The organism is Methanosarcina sp., assembly GCF_035390745.1.
Taxonomy (GTDB): domain Archaea; phylum Halobacteriota; class Methanosarcinia; order Methanosarcinales; family Methanosarcinaceae; genus Methanosarcina.
Genome location: NZ_DAOOUJ010000036.1, coordinates 1 through 18,846, shown reverse-complemented (window position 1 = coordinate 18,846; position 18,846 = coordinate 1). Strand labels below are relative to the sequence as shown.

The 18,846-nt window shown below is 41.8% G+C and carries 17 protein-coding genes; 8 read left to right on the top strand and 9 right to left on the bottom strand.

The window, feature by feature from the left end; all coding sequences use genetic code 11:
* Positions 1 to 93: 93 nt before the first annotated feature.
* On the bottom strand, positions 94 to 498 hold the full coding sequence (locus tag PLL47_RS09480) for a Fur family transcriptional regulator (RefSeq protein ID WP_324445952.1): 405 nt from the start codon (positions 496 to 498) through the stop codon (positions 94 to 96).
* A 1,187-nt stretch (positions 499 to 1,685) separates the two neighbouring features.
* Positions 1,686 to 1,871, bottom strand: coding sequence for a hypothetical protein (locus tag PLL47_RS09475; protein ID WP_324445951.1), 186 nt, complete (start codon positions 1,869 to 1,871; stop codon positions 1,686 to 1,688).
* 113 nt (positions 1,872 to 1,984) lie between these two features.
* Here PLL47_RS09475 and PLL47_RS09470 point away from each other — a divergent pair, with 113 nt between their 5' ends.
* From PLL47_RS09470 to PLL47_RS09460, 3 genes are all read left to right on the top strand, one after another.
* Positions 1,985 to 3,031 carry an AI-2E family transporter gene (locus PLL47_RS09470; RefSeq protein ID WP_324445964.1) on the top strand — a complete coding sequence of 349 codons (1,047 nt, stop codon included), beginning with the start codon at positions 1,985 to 1,987 and terminating at the stop codon, positions 3,029 to 3,031.
* Positions 3,032 to 3,175: 144 nt separating this feature from the next.
* The gene (locus tag PLL47_RS09465) at positions 3,176 to 3,664 is read left to right on the top strand and encodes a DUF1269 domain-containing protein (protein ID WP_324445950.1); all 489 of its coding nucleotides are present in this window, start codon (positions 3,176 to 3,178) and stop codon (positions 3,662 to 3,664) included.
* Between the two features lie 43 nt (positions 3,665 to 3,707).
* Positions 3,708 to 4,268 (top strand): YqhA family protein, encoded by a 561-nt coding sequence (locus tag PLL47_RS09460; protein WP_324445949.1) that lies wholly within the window; start codon positions 3,708 to 3,710, stop codon positions 4,266 to 4,268.
* A 6-nt stretch (positions 4,269 to 4,274) separates the two neighbouring features.
* On the opposite strand, the gene PLL47_RS09455 is transcribed toward PLL47_RS09460, so the two are convergent.
* From PLL47_RS09455 to PLL47_RS09435, 5 genes are all read right to left on the bottom strand, one after another.
* Positions 4,275 to 5,801, bottom strand: a complete 1,527-nt coding sequence (locus PLL47_RS09455; RefSeq protein ID WP_324445948.1) for an aminoacyl-histidine dipeptidase — start codon at positions 5,799 to 5,801, stop codon at positions 4,275 to 4,277.
* A gap of 231 nt (positions 5,802 to 6,032) precedes the next feature.
* Positions 6,033 to 8,522, bottom strand: coding sequence for a PocR ligand-binding domain-containing protein (locus tag PLL47_RS09450; RefSeq protein WP_502883694.1), 2,490 nt, complete (start codon positions 8,520 to 8,522; stop codon positions 6,033 to 6,035).
* 454 nt (positions 8,523 to 8,976) lie between these two features.
* A complete protein-coding gene (locus PLL47_RS09445) occupies positions 8,977 to 10,065 on the bottom strand; it encodes a radical SAM protein (protein WP_324445946.1) in 1,089 nt (362 codons plus the stop codon).
* Positions 10,066 to 10,175: 110 nt separating this feature from the next.
* Positions 10,176 to 10,613 (bottom strand): CoA-binding protein, encoded by a 438-nt coding sequence (locus PLL47_RS09440; RefSeq protein WP_324445945.1) that lies wholly within the window; start codon positions 10,611 to 10,613, stop codon positions 10,176 to 10,178.
* A gap of 200 nt (positions 10,614 to 10,813) precedes the next feature.
* The gene (locus PLL47_RS09435; protein ID WP_324445944.1) at positions 10,814 to 11,014 is read right to left on the bottom strand and encodes a hypothetical protein; all 201 of its coding nucleotides are present in this window, start codon (positions 11,012 to 11,014) and stop codon (positions 10,814 to 10,816) included.
* Between the two features lie 193 nt (positions 11,015 to 11,207).
* Here PLL47_RS09435 and PLL47_RS09430 point away from each other — a divergent pair, with 193 nt between their 5' ends.
* Positions 11,208 to 11,984, top strand: coding sequence for a winged helix-turn-helix domain-containing protein (locus PLL47_RS09430; protein WP_324445943.1), 777 nt, complete (start codon positions 11,208 to 11,210; stop codon positions 11,982 to 11,984).
* Between the two features lie 100 nt (positions 11,985 to 12,084).
* Here the strand turns inward: PLL47_RS09430 and PLL47_RS09425 are convergent, their stop codons facing one another.
* A complete protein-coding gene (locus tag PLL47_RS09425; RefSeq protein WP_324445942.1) occupies positions 12,085 to 12,315 on the bottom strand; it encodes a ferredoxin in 231 nt (76 codons plus the stop codon).
* Positions 12,316 to 12,679: 364 nt separating this feature from the next.
* Between PLL47_RS09425 and PLL47_RS09420 the strand changes: the two genes are divergently transcribed.
* Complete coding sequence (locus PLL47_RS09420; protein WP_324445941.1) at positions 12,680 to 14,926, top strand: TIGR04279 domain-containing protein; 2,247 nt, start codon at positions 12,680 to 12,682, stop codon at positions 14,924 to 14,926.
* 158 nt (positions 14,927 to 15,084) lie between these two features.
* On the opposite strand, the gene PLL47_RS09415 is transcribed toward PLL47_RS09420, so the two are convergent.
* Positions 15,085 to 15,537 (bottom strand): PKD domain-containing protein, encoded by a 453-nt coding sequence (locus PLL47_RS09415; protein WP_324445940.1) that lies wholly within the window; start codon positions 15,535 to 15,537, stop codon positions 15,085 to 15,087.
* A gap of 544 nt (positions 15,538 to 16,081) precedes the next feature.
* Between PLL47_RS09415 and PLL47_RS09410 the strand changes: the two genes are divergently transcribed.
* The 3 genes from PLL47_RS09410 (at position 16,082) to PLL47_RS09400 (ending at position 18,468) form a co-directional block, all read left to right on the top strand.
* Complete coding sequence (locus PLL47_RS09410; protein WP_324445939.1) at positions 16,082 to 16,255, top strand: hypothetical protein; 174 nt, start codon at positions 16,082 to 16,084, stop codon at positions 16,253 to 16,255.
* Positions 16,256 to 16,739: 484 nt separating this feature from the next.
* Positions 16,740 to 17,057 (top strand): hypothetical protein, encoded by a 318-nt coding sequence (locus PLL47_RS09405; RefSeq protein ID WP_324445938.1) that lies wholly within the window; start codon positions 16,740 to 16,742, stop codon positions 17,055 to 17,057.
* A 109-nt stretch (positions 17,058 to 17,166) separates the two neighbouring features.
* On the top strand, positions 17,167 to 18,468 hold the full coding sequence (locus PLL47_RS09400) for a phenylacetate--CoA ligase family protein (RefSeq protein WP_324445937.1): 1,302 nt from the start codon (positions 17,167 to 17,169) through the stop codon (positions 18,466 to 18,468).
* The last annotated feature ends 378 nt before the right edge of the window (positions 18,469 to 18,846 follow it).

Sequence of the window (18,846 nt, the reverse complement as noted above, 5' to 3'; positions counted from 1 at the left end):
CATTTTGTTTGTAACCGGATCTTTATCTTTGACCACAGGAAGGATGTACTTTTATCTGGATAGTACACTGTTTCCCCCTTATGTTCTGTCAGGTTACATTTCTTCCTTACACTTTTTACATAAGCCATAGAAGTTAGTGCTCGTTGAAACAATAGTAAATCCTTCTATTTCCTCAGCTATCTTCATCGAGTAGTCCATCAGTTGTTCGGAATTAAAATCCTCCATCATGCCGCACTCCCGGCAGATGAGATGATGGTGTGGAATGAAATTAGCTTCAAATCTTGAGACCCCTTTTACATTCACCTCCTCCAGTAACCCTTTTTCAGTAAGGAATTTGAGATTTTTATATACGGTAGCCTTGCTTATACGCGTCAGTTTTTTTCTAACCCCATCATAAACTTCGTCTACAGTGGGATGACCGTCGTGTTCGCGCAGGAAAGCAAGTATTTCGACTCTCTGGTTCGTGTATTTAATGTCAGCTTTCTCTGTGGTCTTCATCGCCATCCACTCAATTTACCTGTGCAGTTTTATTCAGATATACATGATATCCATTACTAAATGATATTCATTATTATTTAATAATTACTATCATCTTCTTTATTTCTTTATTTCTCTATTTAGCGAAGGTCTAAACCGCTTTCCTTTCCTGAAGCTGTAAGCACCAGGATCAAATCCAGAAAGAAGGCATTTTTACATATAAAGAATAATCACACAATGTGCGGGTTTTAGAGAAGAAAAGATGGGATGTTGCCTGCAAGGTTATGGGTATAACACCAGTCAAATAAAACACCCGGTATAAAAAAGGCAAAAATTCAACGGAAAACAGTAGTATCAAAGTGAAAAAAAAAGGTAGTATAAAAGTGAACATTCGTCAGGAAAATGAGGCAAGAAGATATATCAGTAATTAAGCCAGTGCTGTGTAAGAGAAGGAAGATGCAGACAGCCTCGAATTTTCTCAGGGTTTGTCTTTGAAACTGATTACTTCAATGATCCAGGTCGTGGCACGGCTCAGTTTTGCCATTTCTCAAGCCGCCATCTGGATAATGTTTGTCATTATCCTGCTTGAGCCCTGAGCCCTGTCTGACCGGCAGTTTACTGATAGTTTCCTTCTCCAGGTGGTGATCTTTTGGGGCATACAACTGGCTTTTTTGCCTTCAACTGACTTTCTCCTGTAACTTATTTCCTGACGAATTGTCTTGATGAATCCCTAACCCACACATTTTTTATTGATATTTTTCTGGTATTCCCAAACCAGATTTAGCGAATTCACATATGTATGCATCCTATTTCAGTGAGTTCCCAAACTCATATCCAGCATACTCATTGTCTATTTTGAGGTCCTTTTTGACGTATAACAAGTTTATACGTCTTTTCTTTTTGAAGCCCGGCTTTATTTGCCGGAATAAAGCTTTCCCTTCTTTTAGCCTCAAATCATGTCAGTTAGAACCTCTTTTCCTGACACCTCTCTTTTATATATCTGATAATATATAGCCCAACCCATGAAGTTTCTTCATCTTGCTATGGCTGGAGAATGGGACTCTGGATGTTACTCATTTCATGAGTTTTTTTAATGGCTTTAAAAATTTCCCAAGCTTAAAATTGCGGGCATAAATCATTAAAAATTTCACGACACACCAGCACTCCAACTTTGTATATAACTCTTAATAGTCAATGGTGCGAGTTCTTTACCTGCAGATAATTCCGGAGCCTTTCAGGTTCTTATTCACTGACATGTTTCCAGCTTTTACTTTAACATCCTGTTCCGTATCGACTTCATTCAATAGTTGTTCTTCTGTTTTGCCTGTGAACCCGGTAAAAGTCTGCATCCTTAATAGGCAGCTATTTACAGTCTCCTCACATATATTTACCATATCTAGCCACTGACTGATAGTTAAATCTGTCTTTGGATCGCAAAAATGGTTCCGCATCAGGGATACTTAAGGAGTGGAGATTGGGAGATGTATGAAAATAGGGGGATGCAAATATAAATGAGGATACTCATTCTGCACCAGCCAGAATTCTGATCTATAGCACAGCTGCGGTTATCCTTACCATTGGCATGCAGCAGATATCAACCATACTCGTGCCCGTTTTTTTCTCGGTTTTTGCCTACCTGATCTTTGCTCCTCTGGTCCACTGGCTCCAGAGAAAAGGAGTTCCGGGAACGGTTAGCGTCGGTCTTGTAATCCTTCTTTTCATCGTTGTTGCAATTGCAAGCGGGCTTCTGGTACTGGGGTCTTTGCTCCAGCTCAGCACCCGGATACCGAATTATGAAACTCAATTAATGGGCATTCTGGAAAAACTCGCAGATTATTTGCCTTCTGCAGGATTTTCTATTGAATCAATTTTGCGTGACATAGGGGCATTCGCATTCGGTATTACTGCCGGAATCCTTACCGGAGTCCTGGATGCAGGGACAACAACCGGGCTCATCATTATCACCACAACATTTTTGCTGCTGGACGCTGCCGGCGCTCCGAAAAAGGTTCAGAAAGAGATTGAAAGCCAGTCTTTCCTGGTATTGCAGGTTACCGAATTCGGAAAAAACCTTATTAATTACATTGTTATACGGACCGAGACAAATCTGCTGGGAGGGATAGGGACTGCTGTGCTTCTTCTTATCGGTGGCATTGATTTTGCAATTCTCTGGGGGATTCTGACCTTTCTGCTGGCCTACATCCCATATATTGGATTTATTCTGGCCGCTCTCCCACCGATGCTTCTTGGCTTATTTAAGTACGGACCTTTAGGAGCCCTGGCTGTCCTCGCAGGCATCTCACTCGTCAATGCGCTCGTAGAAAACGTTCTTTTTCCATCCCTTGCAGGCAAGGGTCTCAAACTATCTCCATCGGTTGTGTTTCTGTCTCTATTTTACTGGGCTTATGTACTCGGAACAGCGGGAGCGTTAATTGCAATACCCCTTACAATGGTTGTGAAAATGATCCTGGAAAGTTCCGAAGAAACGCGCTGGATGGCGAAGTTAATGGAATCAAGCGGAAGCAGAAACCAGAATGAAGAAGATGCGGGCTAAAAAGCGCTGTAGAACTATAGAAGATCTTATGTCTTCCTGAAAGGACAATATTCCAGTAATTACACCCGATAAAATATATCAGCATGTATAAAATAATATACATAGAATTAGCGGTATAAAAAGCAGGAGAAGGAGATTCGAAGAATGGCAACATTAACTGTTCTGAAGTTTGAAACCTCTGATGGTGCAGAAAAAGCACTTGAAGTGGTAAAGGATTTGAGCAAACAGCATCTGATAAACCTCCATGATGCAGCCATAGTTACCTGGCCGGAGGGAAAAAAGAAGCCAAAGACCAAACAGTTGTATGACCTGGCAGGTACAGGAGCTTTGAGCGGTGCTTTCTGGGGCATGTTATTTGGTCTTATCTTTTTTGTTCCCATACTTGGCATGGTTGTGGGAGCTACAATGGGTGCATTGACCGGTTCAATGGCTGACATTGGAATTAATGACGATTTTATCAGGTCAGTGCGGAGCAAAGTAACTGAAGGCACTTCAGCTCTTTTCCTCATGACCAGCGATGCCGTAAAGGATAGAGTAGCGGAAGCAGCTAAAGGTGCAAAGTTTGAACTCATTGCTTCCAACCTGTCCAAAGAAGAAGAGGACAGGCTGCGTGCAGCGTTTGCCGAAGAGTAAATCGGTACTGGAATAATGAGAGTAGATTTCGCCGGAGAGGACCATGATGATTAAAGTCGTCAAATTTATTGCAGGAACACGATTCTTCGTGCTTATTCCGGTTATCGGGCTGGCTATTGCGGCTGTTATCCTGTTTATCAAAGGCGGAATCGAACTTGTTTATTTTCTACCTGAACTGATTTCCGGAATGGAGGAGACAGCTACACATGGGAACATAATTGTTGAAATTGTGGAGATCGTCCACCTGTTCCTTGTCGGTACAGTACTTTTCATTACCTCACTTGGCCTGTATGAACTGTTTATAGAACCTCTTCCTCTATCTCCATGGCTTAAAACGCATGACATTGAAGAACTGGAATTAAATCTTGTGGGGCTGACAATCGTGGTGCTTGCGGTAAATTATTTAAGCGTTATCTTTGAAGAACAGGAAAACAACCTTGCTTTCTACGGGATTGGATATGCCCTGCCAATAGTAGCGCTGGCTTATTTCATGAAAGAGCGCTCCATAATGACGAGAAATGAAAAGGAAAATGGGACTGCCGGCAACGAGGAAAACCCTGAGAACAGCAGACCGCCATATTTGCCACCCGATAGAAAAGATTGAAGCCAATCAGGAAGCCCGATAGCTCTTCAGCAGGTTTTCCAGAAAAACCCAGACCTTCTCAATCGAGGGGATAAAAACCCTCTCAGCCGGAGAATGAGCGTCTTTGATAGTCGGCCCAAAAGAAATCATTTCAATGCGCCCGTATTTAGAGCCTATTACCCCGCATTCAAGCCCTGCATGCACGACTTTGATTTCCGGATCATTCCCGAATGTCTCTTTATAAGCCTGCCTGCATTTCTTAAGCAGCCCTGATTGAAGGTCCGGTTCCCAGGCAGGATATCCGCATTCGTGTTCAACCCGGGCTCCTGCCAGTTTTGCAATGGTTTCCACCTTTCCTGTGACTTCGGCAAGCCTTGACATGACGGAACTGCGCTGGCTCGATACGATTCTTACTTCATTATCATCTGTCCTTACAACTGCAAGGTTATTCGAGGTTTCAACAAGACCCGGGATGGTATCCGAGACTCTGTGAACTCCATGAGGCATTCCAAGAAGCATCCCTAAAAGCTTTTCTTCCGTTTGGGCAGAAAAAACCCTGTCAGAAGGCACTTCTTTTCTGATGACCTTTCCACCGGATGCCTCGAAAATAACCCTGTTCTCAACTTCTTTAAGCTGAAGGGTAATTTCAGGATCAGATACCGCATACTCATCCTTCAGAGTCTGCTGAAACTCGGAAACAAAATCTTCTGCCTGCTTTTCTTTGCTTCGTAGAAGGGCAATAAATGCCTCTGCATAGTTTGGAATTGCATTGTGGACACTGCCTCCGCTGAAGAAAACGAGCCTTATGTCTTCTTTTCCGACTTTTTCCTTAAGATTTACCAGAAGTCTGGCGAGCAGCTGAATCGCATTTGCCCTCTGCCTGTGGATCTCAGTACCTGAGTGCCCTCCTTCAAGCCCCTCTACCGAGAGCCTGAACAGCCCGGACCCTCCTTCTTTTGCATAGTCAAAAGGTTCCCATTCAACAGGCAGGAAAACCCGTGAATTCTTCCCTCCTGCGCAGCCGGCTATAAAAACTCCTTCATCTTCGGAGTCCAGGTTCAGGAGAATTCTGCCTTCAAAGAAACCTTCTTCAAGCCCGCTGGCTCCTGTCAGCCCGGTTTCCTCGTCAACCGTAAACAGAAGTTCGAGAGGAGGATGCTCTATTTCTCCTTTTATTCCGGCTTCTGCCAGCACAAGCCCTATTGCAAGGGCAATCCCGTTATCCGCCCCGATTGAAGTTTCCTCTCCCCGCATCCATTCCCCGTCATATACACACCTGATAGGGTCTTTAGAAAAATCGTGCTCTGAGTCTCTGCACTTTTCACATACCATATCCATATGACCCTGCAGAACAATCACTGGAGAGTTTTCATAGCCCGGGGTAGGAGGGACTTTTATCAGGACATTGTTTAAAGCATCGGTTTTCGCTTCAAGATTATGGCTTCTTGCCCATTCCAGCAGCCACAGGGCAAGTTTTTCTTCATTTTTAGAACGGCGGGGAATTTTATTGATTTCTTCAAATGTTTTAAGGATCTGTTGGGTTTTCGAGTGCATGAAGGGTCAGCTCGAATTGTAAGGATCAGGAAAATACTGAAGATCAGGATCTATCTTTAATAGAGTAATTCTTTCGAGTGATATATAAGACTATATTTTATTAATGAGTAATTAATATGTGAGAGTTTACCGGTCAGGTTAAGAGGTTTCTCTTAGAAGTTCAGGCTTTTAAACTTTACCTCTATCGCTGATTTCAATGGATTTTTTTTCTACATTGTCAATGCACATTTCTTACTTCCTGTTTAAAAGATCATCAGATGGTTGTTTTGTTGCTGACGCTGATGCCTGTTTATCTTTATCTATTACCGTGAACTTTATAGTAAACTCGGTCCCATTATTCCTTTTCAGCTCCAGTTCTCCATCCAGCTGATCTACAAGGGAAGTTACAAGCTGCATACCAAGGCTGTCAAGATTTTCAATATCAAGTTCAGGCATGCCAATGCCGTTGTCTGAGATTTTCAGGGTAAAATCAGTATTCTCACGGTTTTCTCTTTTAAGTCCTGTGGATTCTTCCCCGAAAAGTTCAATTCGAATTTCCCCTTTATCTCTTCCTGTAAATGCATGCTTGAGAGAATTGGAAACAAGCTCATTGACAATCATTCCTAACGGGACTGCAGTATCCATATCAAAGAAAAGATTCTCTTCCAGGTCCATGCTTAAGGTGATCCTGGTATCTCCAAGGCTGTATGTTTCGAAAAGGTTCTCAGCGAGTTCCTGAATGTATGGAGAGAAGTTTAGAGTTTCGAATTCCTCACCTTTGTACAATTCTTCATGGATAAGAGCCATAGATATCACTCTATCCTGACTTTCCCTGAAGGCTTCCAGAACTTCAGAATCCTTTATATCCTGTCTGTTATTAAACTTTTCAGCCTGAAGATCAAGCAGGGAGGAAATCACCTGAAGGTTATTCTTTATCCTGTGGTGAATCTCTTTTTTGCGGATTTCTTCCATCTGCAAAAGGGCTTCTTCAGCCTTTTTACGCTCGGTGATGTCGGTTAACATACTCATGGCACCCGCATACTTGCCCTCCTTATCAAAAAGAGGTTTAGCGTTTAAGTATGTCCAGATAGGGTAGCCATCTTTACGAATTAATTTCAATTCATAGCTCCCACTTATTCCCTGAGTCCTCTTTTCCAGATTCTGCCTGACAACAGGTTTACATTCTTCACTGATGAAACCCCATATTGGTCTGCCAACAACTTCTTTCGGAGTATATCCTAACATGTCCATTATCTTCGGGTTAACATAAGCGATTACGTCTTTGTTGTCTGTTATGAGTATAATCTCGTTTGCCGTCTCAACGATGTTTCGGTACTTTTCCTCACTATCCCGAAGCCTTTCTTCTGCTGCTTTTCTCTCTGTGATGTTGACATTCATTTCAAGAATAAGAGGTGAACCGTCAACATCGGTGAAAGGGAAATCATAAACTTCAATCGCGCTTCCATCCGGGGTAGTGACTTCCCAGCGGTGGGGTTTGCCGCTTTCAAATACTTTATACGCTTCGCAGAAATCGCATGGACTGCTGTGCCCAAAACAATACTTAAAACAATGACGTTCGCCTGACTCGCCAAACATCTCACGGAAACAACGGTTTGCAAAGACAATTTGATGGTCAGGTGTTAACAGAGCTATCATCACAGGAAGTGCCTCAAGCACATCAAAGAACCGCCGCCGTTCAGCCTCGACAGCTTCGGTAACCTTAATGCGCAATTCGTTCTCATGCAACACCTTCTCAGCCCGTTTTAGCTCGGTGACATCAGTCTGTACACCGTCCCAGATTGTTCTGCCATCGGGAAGCCGGCGAGGGCGGGAGTGCAATCTCATCCACTTCAGCTGGCCATCAGGCAGCCGCATGGGTAATTCCATATCAAAATCTGATAATTCGCGGGCACTCCGCGCTCCGGCTTCGACGAGACGTTCCAGATACTCTGGAGGGATCTGCCGGTGTAATGTGCCAGGATCGCGAAGCAAATCAGATATTTTGACGCCGTTGAGCCGCTCGATGCCTGCGCTGAAGTATACAAAACGAGTACTCCCATCAGGCTCAAGGACATATTGATATACAGCACTGTCTGGCAGGTTGTCGCTCAGGAGTCGCAGCCGCTCTTCACTTTCCCGCAGCGCTTCTACCACAGCATCACGTTCAGCCAGCGATTGAGATAGCCTGATATTGCTGTAGCTTAGTTGTGAGACCATATTAGCAAAGGTCATAAAGAAGGCCATGCTTGTATCTACAGCCTCCCTGCTCAGTCTGGGAACCTTGTCAAGCGCCTTTATATATTCTTCATCATTGAAACCATACTTTTTAGCCTGAGATCGAAATAGTTCATAGTCTAGAGGCTCCTCTTCAAAAAAGAACTGTCCTGAGAAGACATTGCCTATATGCTGCCCTTCCACCACAATTGGAGTCACCACATCCCACATATTGTTCTTGCACCTGTAAAGCTTATACCTTCCTGGAACAACACCCTTGGACAGATTTATGTCGCTTTCTATGCAGTGCTTACAGGTTTCAGTATTAACCCTGTGGAATTTTGTGCAGATATCCTGCCATCCAACACTTACCAGAACATTACCCTTAAGATCAAGTAAGGCCATGGGGATATGGGCAAGCCTGTAAAAATCGTTCATAAGGGACTGAACCGCTTTAGCATCAATAATTCTGGTAAGTTCTGGAACAGTGCCATCATTTTCAACACCAGGTACAGCATTCGAGTTTATTGCTGGAGATTGCCCTATTTTCACTTTCACTTCCCCCTTAATTCTCCGTTATACAGGTGATAAGAAACCTGACCTTCAATGATCATTGAATAAGTAAATATTTTCCATACTCAGTACTTCTTTTTTACAACAGGGCATCATCTGGATTTGGCTGTATTTGCTTATTTAGAAGCAAATACTATAATTCCTTGATTTACACTGTTTGTTTGAACTTCTTTCTTTATGTTGATGCAACAAATTATAATCTTAATGAGACTATATAATGAGACCAAATTTATAAAAAATATTCGAAGAATTTCATATGCGTTTTTTGTAAAAACCTGCCGGCTTTACCGACCGGTGAGAACCCGGGGTTCAATTTTGAGTAAAAACATTCTCCGAAAAATTTGAAATTAGATTTAAAAAAGAATACGATTCTATTCTAAAAATGAAACTTCTCTCTTTTCCTGACCCCTCAAACCAGCAAATCCTCAATCCCAGCCTCTCTGACGATCGCAATAGCCCTTTCCTCCTCTTCAAGGGTTAGATGGCGTGCGATTTCCGGGTATTCCATTGCCCTATAACAGGGTCTGTACTGAAACATCAGGTTGAACCTGACCTGCGGGATATGCTCTGCAACCCATTCTGCAATCGGCTTTGTGCAGCACTCGAGATGGCCGGGGAGAACCAGATGGCGGAGGAGGATTTCTGCGGTCTCGTAAGCGAATTCGAAGTTGGGCTGGACGGTCTCCAGGTAGTTTTTCACCTTCGAATATTTCAGGGCGCATTCGTTATTTCCATATTTGAAGTCCCCCAGGTAAACATCTACCACACCTTCCAGAATTTCTGCGATCTCTTTTGAGTGGTACATGTTCGAGTTCCAGATAACCGCTGTATTTGTCGACATTTCCTGCACAATTTTCAGGACGGTATGAGGGTGCGGGGTAGGGGTTACGAAGTTTACATTTTTTGCTCCGTGCAGCCTCCTGATGTCAACAAGCTTGGCAAGTTTTCGCGGGTCTACTTCGGTTCCGCATTCCGGGCATGTGGAGATGTCCCAGTTCTGGCAAAAGACACATGCAAAGACACAACCGGTAAAAAAGATCGTATGCGAAGGGACAAGTTCAGGCTCTTCTCCCATGTGCAAAAACTCTGAAGCATATCGAGAAACATCAGTCAGCCTGCAGAAGCCTTTTTCACCCTTTTTTCTGTTTATCCCGCAGCGGCGCTCACAGCAGATGCATTTTTCAAGCAGCCTGTCCACGATTGCAGCCTTGAGGTCAAGGAGGGAAGGGCTGGCTTCAGGGAGTTCCAGGAAGCTTTTTGTATACAGCCTCAGCCTGTCCGAACTATCAGCATAAGCAAGCGAATCCATAACTTCTATGTCAAGGCTTTCCCGCAATTTTCTGTATTCTTTGATGCTTGTTTTATGGATATTCCGGAGCTCTTCAAGTCCCATCTCAGGGTCGAATTCGACTGAAACTCTCTCTGTTATTCTGGAGAGGGCAGGCATTTCATCTCTCTGAACCCTGAGATAGCGTTTCAGGTACTTCGGGACTGCCATACCAGAATATCTGTTTGCATGAGTTATAGGTTTATGGGAAAAATTTTGGTTAGATTTCAGTGAGTTTCTTAATTTATTGAAAAAAGCGGACAGGAAAGTGTTCAGATTTTTCAATAATTCCCCGTCATCTTTGCAATCGTCCTGTGCAGTCCATGTATGCTTAACCCGCTTCCAAGGTACATCATAGGGCAGCGCCCTGCCAGATATTCAAGGTTTTCATCCCTGCAGGCACTGAGTGCTTTTTCAGTTTCGGTTTTCCAGTGGATCCATACTTTTTTTGTGCCTTTTTCTTTCAGGACCGGGATCAGTTCTCCGGGTTCGGACTTTGTTATGCCTATGATGGCGCGGTCAATGCCTCCTGGAAGTTCGGAAACAGTTTTAAAAGAATCGGAGGCAGGTTTGTCTGAGAGGTCAACTAAATACACTTTTTTGCCCCGCTTTTTTAGTTCCGAGGCTGTCCATTTCATGGCTGGCTTTGTGCTGTCAGTGATCACTGCAAAACTGTTTGCGTTCCAGAAATTTATCCAGTCTGAGGCTGCTGGTTCCATCTTAAATTCCCCTTTGTTTCCAATTAAATATATATTTAATATCCATGAGCTTTAAAATGCACTGTCCTTCGGGTCTTTATAGCGGGTTTTTTGAGAACGGTGTAAAAAGTATAAAACGGCATAAAAGGCAGGGTTTGATAGACCTCCTTAAAGCCAGAAAATATGAAAAATTTAAGGGAGCAGAATTTCATTGAATAAGTTTACTGTCCCTGAAGTTTCTGCCCGGCTCTCATCAGTTCTCCACCCAGTGCCTTTGCAAGTTCACAGTTCTGGCTGCACTTTGAGGCGCAGGTGCAGTATTTGGGGACGTTTTCCATCATCCACTGCCCGAGGAAGCCGAAGGCTTTGAGCTGTTCTTCATTTGCGGTCTGTACAAAGTCATTGATGTCTTTTAATTCCATTCATTATCACCGACTTTTAGACATCTGTATATATTTATATACTTGAGCGTCATTAATATGTACAAGCTTTAGATTGTATAGAAAAATGACCTTGACAAATAAGAAAAAACAGCAGTAATTGAAGTGACGCTGTTCAGGGTCATTTTAAGCTAATACAAAATGATAATAAAAACAGATTTAGAGGCTGATAGGAGTGGAGACAGCACAGGCAGATTCTGATGCTTGCTATATTGAAGAATTGCATTCGATAAAGGAAGAAGTAACATCCCTCAGGAACGATTTTTCGAGGTTTTTACAGAGAGCAAACCAGCAGCATATTGACGGGATGCTGGAAGAGATGAGAAAGGGTTTCATGAAACCTGTGGTTGACTACCTCTGTGAGGACGCAAACGAGAGGATGCACAATCAGATGACCCGGGACTGCGGGATGAGGGAGTTATGTGAAACTACTTTCAGGGACTTTTTGCAGGAAACTGCAGGACTTGTTGGAAGACCAAGGGTTGAAGCAGGGACTGTCAGGATGTATAGGGACAGGCTTGAGGAGTTAAGGAAAGAAGCTAAAACCCCTCAGTGCAGCAGGTGCTTCTCAGAAGCCAGCAGCCTTCTTGAAAAACAGGTCAAACTTATGCGCTCCCTCCAGATATATGAAGATATGGAGGAAAAGGATGAGAAAGGCGATATAAGTGTGATCGAGCCTGAAAAAATAGTTTCTGAAGTATGCGAGCCGGTAGCAAACAGGCAGAGGCTCCTTATGCTCAAGGCACTTTCTGGAGAGAGCAAGACATTTTCCGAGCTTTCCAAACTCACCGGGCTTCGCGGCGGGAACCTTCTCTTCCATCTGCAGAAACTGCTTGATACAGGCATGGTTTTACAGCGGAACGAGAGGGGAGACTATATTATCACAAAAAAAGGATACTTAACCCTTCAAGGGCTCTCAAGAATCTATTCCGAAATCGGGCTGATAGAATAAAGGTTAGAGAAAAAGGGTAGAGAAAAAAGGTTAGAGAAAGAGGAATTAAAAAAGTGAACAGAAATAATTCTATAAAGTCGGCTTAACAGAACAGGCCAGTTTAGCCGTCGTTGCCTATCGCTTCAACCGGACAGACTTCAAGTGCCTCTTCGCAGGCTTCTTTTTCTTCGTCATTTTCCGGCTGCTTATAAACAAAAGCATTGGAGTCGTCGTCATTCATTTTGAAGTTTTCTGGTGAGGTCTCCACACATACATGGCATGCAATGCAGCTGTAGTCACAATAATAAGGTCCAGGAATATTTTCAGCAACTTTATCGGTCTTGTCAGCCATATTTCACTTCCCCATTGTGTTTATTTCACAATAATAGTTATTAATAGAATTTTTATATATATTTGACATTTGAAAATGACTTTTTTTTAACAGATTGGGAATTGAGATCTCTAAAACCCTGAAGAAGTTAAATCCTCAAAATAAACTCCTGAAACTGGATTTCAAAACCGGATACTTTAAAAGGATCGAGTTTTAAAATAAATGCCCTGAAAGCATCGAATTCAAAATTAGATACTCCTTCAGGTCTTGACTCTAAGCCAGAGTTTAAAGCCTGATGTTAAACATGAAAAAAGATGGTTAAGGAGTGTATTAATTGAATAAAGGAACAAAAAGGTATAACTGGATACACTGTCGAAAGTGGATAGTGACCTGGACAATTTTGATTCTTATTCTTTCACTCATTTCACTGTCAGCAGGATCAGGAAACGACACTGAAAGCCATGAAAACGCAGGAACTGATCCTGACTCCAAAATAGTAACCGATAAAGATGTGCAAAACGGGAAAGATACTGAAGAGGATACCGTAGAGGAACTGGCTATAGAGGACCTGGAAGCAAAAGGAGAGACAGAAGCTGGCACGGATGTCCAGAAAACGGACTCTGAAAGCCATGAGAAGAATTCAAAGGTATCGATAAACACAGATGATCAGGAAAGTACTGGAGAAACTCAAAAAACGGCATCAGATTCAGAAGAGAGTACGGACAATCAGGAAGGTGCAGAAGAGAATCTGGAATCAAAAGAAAAGATAGAAGATACTGGAGAAACAGCCACTGAGAAAAACACAGGCAGTCAGGAGAGCCTTGAAGAGATCACAGAAATAGAAACCGAAATAGGACAGGATACTGGCAATCAGGAAAATCCTGAAGAAAATTCTGAGGGAGAAGAAGTAGAGGGCTACAGTACAGATACCCAGAAAAGTTCCAGAAATAATTTGGCAACAACAACAGAGAAAGAACATGATACGGATGACCAGGGGAATTCAGAGGGAAATCCGGAAGTGCAAACCGAAGTCAAGGACCATATAAGTAGTTCGGGAAGTAATGAAGATAATTCAGAGGCAGAAATAAAAATAGATAAGGTTATAGATGACAAGAAAAATTCTAAAAAGAGTCAGGTAGCTGGAGAAGCAGAATGCTGCATCACAGATGACCAGAAAAGTTCCTGCAAGTCCACATCTCAGGAAGAAGAAACAGAAGAAAGCTCCGGTAGTACGGAAAAGCTGGAAGTGAACCTGAAAGCAAAAACATGTGAAGATAACAAGAAAGATAGTTCTGAATATTCCGGGACGGAAATTGAAACGAATACCGAATCATATGACGGTTCAAAAAACCCGGGACCTGTTGAAGTGGAAACAGAAGGAGCGGCTAACAGCGGGGAAACGGATCAGAGAAATGACGACCTGGAAACCCGGATTAATATTGAAGAAAGCAGCGGGTCATACATTGCGGAAATTAATGAGTCAAAACCGGATGAATCAGGGGAAAGCAGCTGGTACAATTTTCAATACATACTGTCACATGCCGATACTCTTCACTCATTTTATACTGCACATGAAAGCGTGAAGATAAGCTATAAAGGTCCCGAAGACCTCAAAAAACAGAAAGTGTACATATATCTTGTCAAAACACGCATCCCCAGTTTTTCAGACGATGCCGTTAAAAATATTACAGCCGGTACAGTCAGCTTTGAAGATATCTTCAGCAAAAATCTCGAATCTTACATCCAGATTCCTGAGACTTTGAACGAAAACGGAGACCTGTCTTCTCTGACGCTTGGCCCTCTTCCTGAAGGCAGTTACTGGGTCGTTATAACGCCTGCAGAAAATGAAACGAAATCCTCTGAGCAGGAAAAAACGATTCTTCTGGCGCATTATTTCAAAGTTCTGGAATACGAGATGAGAGCCAGAGCTCCGAATACACTTGAAGAAGGCGAAAACTTTGAAGTCAGACTGAACATGAAAAATGCGCCTGCTCAGAAAAACTATACCTGCTGCGCCGTACTTATAAGAGAAAATGCCAGCAGAACAAACACGAATATAAGTTCCGATGCCAGTGGCACAGAATCCATGTCCGGGACTTTTGCAGAGGGGCTCAGGATCATGGAATATATCGGACTCAAAGAAACAAACCTGGAGTCCGAAACCGGTAATGACAAGCTTGAGAAAGAAATCCTGGACCTTGCAGGCAAGGGCAGCGGCATTATAAGCATAGGAGAAGAAAACCAGAAAACGCTTTCTCTGACGACTTCAGACCTGCCCCCCGGAAATTACCTTCTCCTGGCAGGAGCATATGAAAAAGGCAAGGGCCTTGAAGGCATTGCCAAGGCAGAATTATCCATTCTTGAAGAAGAAAAGTCAACCGGATCAGATACAGAGCATAAATCAAACACTGACCTCTCAATAGAAAGTCAGAGATCTTCCACTCTGGAAAGCGTGAAGTCTGTTCTTGATACTTCAAGCTCATCAGGACTTGAGGGTCTTGAACCCCAGATAAGAGGAGAAACCCCACAGGCAGGAGGAATCGTCAATAGTCCTTCTAAGCTGATGTCCTTCCTCATAGGTTTTGTGGGAACGATTCTTATAGGGATTGCATTATTGAGCAGAAGGCGTTAAAGCCGGAAAGCAGGAAAAGAGATTAAGGATCAGTGTTTTATCCCAAAATTATTTCACTTTTTTATTTTTTATATTAAAAATGGTATAAAAATAAGAATTAAAAAAACTAAAAAAATAGTAAGTCAACTTTTAACAGGTCAACTTTTAACTTTTTCAAATCATTTAATAACAATAGTCTTATGAACCCACAACTTCCCTTCATAACCAGTGCACTTGATAGTCAGGCAACTAATATAATAACCAGTCTTTGCATACTTATGTACTGGATTTTTTAGTGAAGAAGTGATTTTTGTCCCTTCGAGAGATGTTCCATCTCCAAAGTCCCATCTGATATATGTCTCAGTGCCTTTTGACAGGTCTTTAAATTGCACGATTCTAGGATCGGTGCTGGAAGCAGCTACTGCTGTATAATCAATGGAATTACCCCCGCCGGTTAGACGTTCTGTTGCTGGAGGAGTTCCTGTACCAAGAGGAGTTTTGTATACAGTAATTGATGCCGAAGCTGCTGTAGACAATAAAGTCAACGCCATTACTATGGTAAAAATAGATAGTGTTATTTTCCATATAGAAAATCTATTATTTTTCATATTTTTTCCCTCATGTTTTTTCATAGTTTGATCCGGAAACACCCGGAATCAAAAAAATAACAGAATAAATTTACTCAGAAACTACAGGGTAAATTAACATATAAACATACTTATATTCAGGATATAAAAATAAAAAGCTGGAGACGAGTTTAAAACTTTATAATGCTTTATTTTTTTGTCTAAAACATTATGACAGTATAAATTCATTTATTAATGTTCTCAATTGTTATAATCAAAAAAATAAGGATTATGAGAAGATTATGTATTACTGGATCTTAAGAAAGTTCTTTTATTACTGGAGGAGCCGGAAAGATTCTTAATGGAAGAACCGTTTTTGCAGTAAAGAATAAGGTACAGAGACCATTAGAATGAGCAAAATCTTCGGTACATAATCTTTTGGAAACATTGGATGCAAGAAATATTAATAGTTTAAATTAATAATTAATATGAAAGGTTTTTATATTTTTGATATAATAGATTATATCGTGGAGAAGGATAATATGGGACTGCTAAGTGATTTTCTCAACTTTCTTGAGGGACAGTAAGTTGTTGAAGAGGTGAAATCTTAATGAGTCACCGATTTACTCCAAAAAGGAAAGGTCAGAAACCAAAATTCGATCACGAAAAGATCGAAGAACTCCTCAAAGCGGGTGAGAAACCCTTTAAGATTATGCTTTTGCTGGGCTGTTCTTATGGGGTTTTACGGTATGTACGAAAGAAAATGGGAAGAAAGAAAGTATAACTTTAAAAAAATATTTATTTATATTCGCTTAAGATACGATCTGTAAGAAATGTGTTGCTTTTAATGCGTTTTCCTGTTAACCTGATTATATTAATTCGTTGAGAGTGAAAAATATGACTAAAAGATTATTTGCAATAACCTGTACCTTCTTATTCATAACAGGTCATATGTTCAGGCGATGGAAACATATGCAAAAATCTCCTGTCTGGAGAGGATTTCTAAGCGAATCTATGTGGGTAGAGGACTATAGAAATCTATCACTGTTCAAGAAATTAATTTTCTGGGTGAATTATCCTTTCTCTTATGCCAAATTTTTATGGGTTGTTGTATGGGATCGTATTGACAGGTTATGCTTTGGAAATTCAGGAGCAAAATATACTAAAACCTGTATGGAATACCAGAAATCCTGTAAAGTACAGTAATATGAGAAGTTATTGGTTATGCTGAAAAAATTACTATTTCTGGTTTTGTTTGTTCATCAGAAATGAATAACGCTTTTTTTAACTGCTGTTTACAAAAATTAAAGCTTTTTATTAACTGCTATTTTAAAAAAAGACCTGTTTTTTTTATTTTAGTCAGGCAAATTTTGAAAAACTACGGTTGTGCAAAATTCTTTGCATCGGCGTACAAAAATTTCGAGTTACCTGTACCCTCTGAACCTGATGCAAGGGATTTAATAAACCCATTAAACTTCCTAACTTCCCCAATCCAAACAGTTTACTCAACAATGTTTATATGTGGGAAGGATTACAGTACAGAAGGATTTTTCCAAACATTTTATATTACTCATAGGATTACTTAATATAGCATGGCATGTAGAGACATGGCATGAAAGGTTAGTAAGAACAGGGTAGTTCATAGCAAATAAGTAATCTAAAAATGGTGTTTACAACTTAAAGAAGGTTCTTTTAATGAAATACTGGCAGCCGAAATACGAAACAATGGATCCCGAAGAACTGAAGAGACTTCAGCTAAAACGCCTGCAACACAGTGTAAAACTGGTCTATGACAACGTTCCTTTCTACAGGCAGAAATTTAAAGAGGCGGGAGTAACTCCTGAAGACATAAAAACTCTGGATGACGTCCACAAACTACCTTTCACCCGCAAAACAGACCTTCGGGACAATTATCCTTTCGGCCTTTTTGCTGCAAAAAAAGAAGATATAGTGAGAATCCACGCTTCTTCAGGAACCAGCGGAAAGCCAACGGTTGTCGGTTATACTGCAAAGGACATAGAGACATGGTCGGATATGATTGCCCGCAGCCTTACAATGATAGGCCTTTCAAAAGGTGACGTTGTCCAGAACTCCATGAATTATGGGCTCTTTACAGGCGGGCTCGGCTTCCACTACGGCGTTGAAAGAATGGGAGCCATGATTGTGCCTGCAGCAACAGGAAACACTGCCAGACAGCTCGAAATGATGATAGACTTCGGGGTAACCGCAGTCCACTGCACTCCTTCCTATGCCTTCTACCTGGCAGAAACCGCAGAAGAACTTGGCCTTATAGACAAGCTCTCCTTAAAAGCAGCCATCTTCGGCGGTGAACCCTGGTCAGAAAACACCCGCAAACAGCTCGAAAAGAGGCTCAACCTCAAAGCCTATGACTGCTACGGCTTATCCGAAATGTTCGGGCCCGGCGTAGGCTTCGAATGCCAGGAACAGAACGGCCTGCACATATGGAGCGACAACTTCCTTGTAGAAGTCCTTGACGAAAATGGGGAACAGGTATCCGAAGGTGAAAAAGGAGAACTCGTCCTCACCTCCATCAACAAGGAAGGCTTCTGCAACATCAGATACCGCACAGGCGACATGACAAAACTCCTCGAGTCCGAATGCGACTGCGGCAGGACAACCACAAGAATCTCCCGCCTGATGGGCAGGGCAGACGACATGCTGATCGTGAGGGGTATCAACGTTTTCCCCTCCCAGATCCAGGACGTAATCTCAAGAATTCCTCAGGTAGGAGAACACTTCCAGCTCATCCTCGACCGTAACAAACACATGTTAGACGAGCTCACAATCGAGGTCGAACTTGAAGATAATGCCTTTACTGGCGACCTCAAAGACCTTAAAGCTGTCCAGGACCACGTCCAGCATGAACTCAAAGCTGTTCTCAATATCCGCACAAACGTCGAACTGCTGGAGAAAGGCAGCATAGAGAGGACCGCAGGAAAGGCAAAGAGAATTATTGACAGGCGTCCGCAGCTTTAAACGCCGTGCAATTTAGAATTATTGTTAAGTAAATTAAATAATCAGGGAATTTTTATTCTCTGATTTTCTTAAACTTTTTTGCGTCCGTTAAACCAAACTTCAATTTTTTCTTGAAAAAGGGGGTGATAACCCCTGATCATTCTTCATCGTAATGGAGAATCTAATTCAGGCCGAATAATCATTTTTAAGCGGATTTTTTACGCTTTCGACTTTTTCCTTAAATAAATAGATTTAGATTATATAAATTCAATAGAATAATTTGTTCTTATTATTAAATAGTCCCTGAAAATATGTATCCGTTTATCGAAATAACAGAAAAAAGTAGGTAACTATTCAGGTAGGCTTAACAAGGCTACGCAATTTTTCCTCGTTCCGAGG

What these genes read in the sequence shown, in the direction of transcription:
- PLL47_RS09480 (WP_324445952.1), bottom strand. Translation starts at nt 498, where the DNA reads ATGAAGACCACAGAGAAAGCTGACATTAAATACACGAACCAGAGAGTC.
- PLL47_RS09475 (WP_324445951.1), bottom strand. Translation starts at nt 1,871, where the DNA reads ATGGTAAATATATGTGAGGAGACTGTAAATAGCTGCCTATTAAGGATG.
- PLL47_RS09465 (WP_324445950.1), top strand. Translation starts at nt 3,176, where the DNA reads ATGGCAACATTAACTGTTCTGAAGTTTGAAACCTCTGATGGTGCAGAA.
- PLL47_RS09460 (WP_324445949.1), top strand. Translation starts at nt 3,708, where the DNA reads ATGATGATTAAAGTCGTCAAATTTATTGCAGGAACACGATTCTTCGTG.
- PLL47_RS09455 (WP_324445948.1), bottom strand. Translation starts at nt 5,801, where the DNA reads ATGCACTCGAAAACCCAACAGATCCTTAAAACATTTGAAGAAATCAAT.
- PLL47_RS09445 (WP_324445946.1), bottom strand. Translation starts at nt 10,065, where the DNA reads ATGGCAGTCCCGAAGTACCTGAAACGCTATCTCAGGGTTCAGAGAGAT.
- PLL47_RS09440 (WP_324445945.1), bottom strand. Translation starts at nt 10,613, where the DNA reads ATGGAACCAGCAGCCTCAGACTGGATAAATTTCTGGAACGCAAACAGT.
- PLL47_RS09435 (WP_324445944.1), bottom strand. Translation starts at nt 11,014, where the DNA reads ATGGAATTAAAAGACATCAATGACTTTGTACAGACCGCAAATGAAGAA.
- PLL47_RS09425 (WP_324445942.1), bottom strand. Translation starts at nt 12,315, where the DNA reads ATGGCTGACAAGACCGATAAAGTTGCTGAAAATATTCCTGGACCTTAT.
- PLL47_RS09415 (WP_324445940.1), bottom strand. Translation starts at nt 15,537, where the DNA reads ATGAAAAAACATGAGGGAAAAAATATGAAAAATAATAGATTTTCTATA.
- PLL47_RS09410 (WP_324445939.1), top strand. Translation starts at nt 16,082, where the DNA reads ATGAGTCACCGATTTACTCCAAAAAGGAAAGGTCAGAAACCAAAATTC.
- PLL47_RS09405 (WP_324445938.1), top strand. Translation starts at nt 16,740, where the DNA reads ATGAATAACGCTTTTTTTAACTGCTGTTTACAAAAATTAAAGCTTTTT.
- PLL47_RS09400 (WP_324445937.1), top strand. Translation starts at nt 17,167, where the DNA reads ATGAAATACTGGCAGCCGAAATACGAAACAATGGATCCCGAAGAACTG.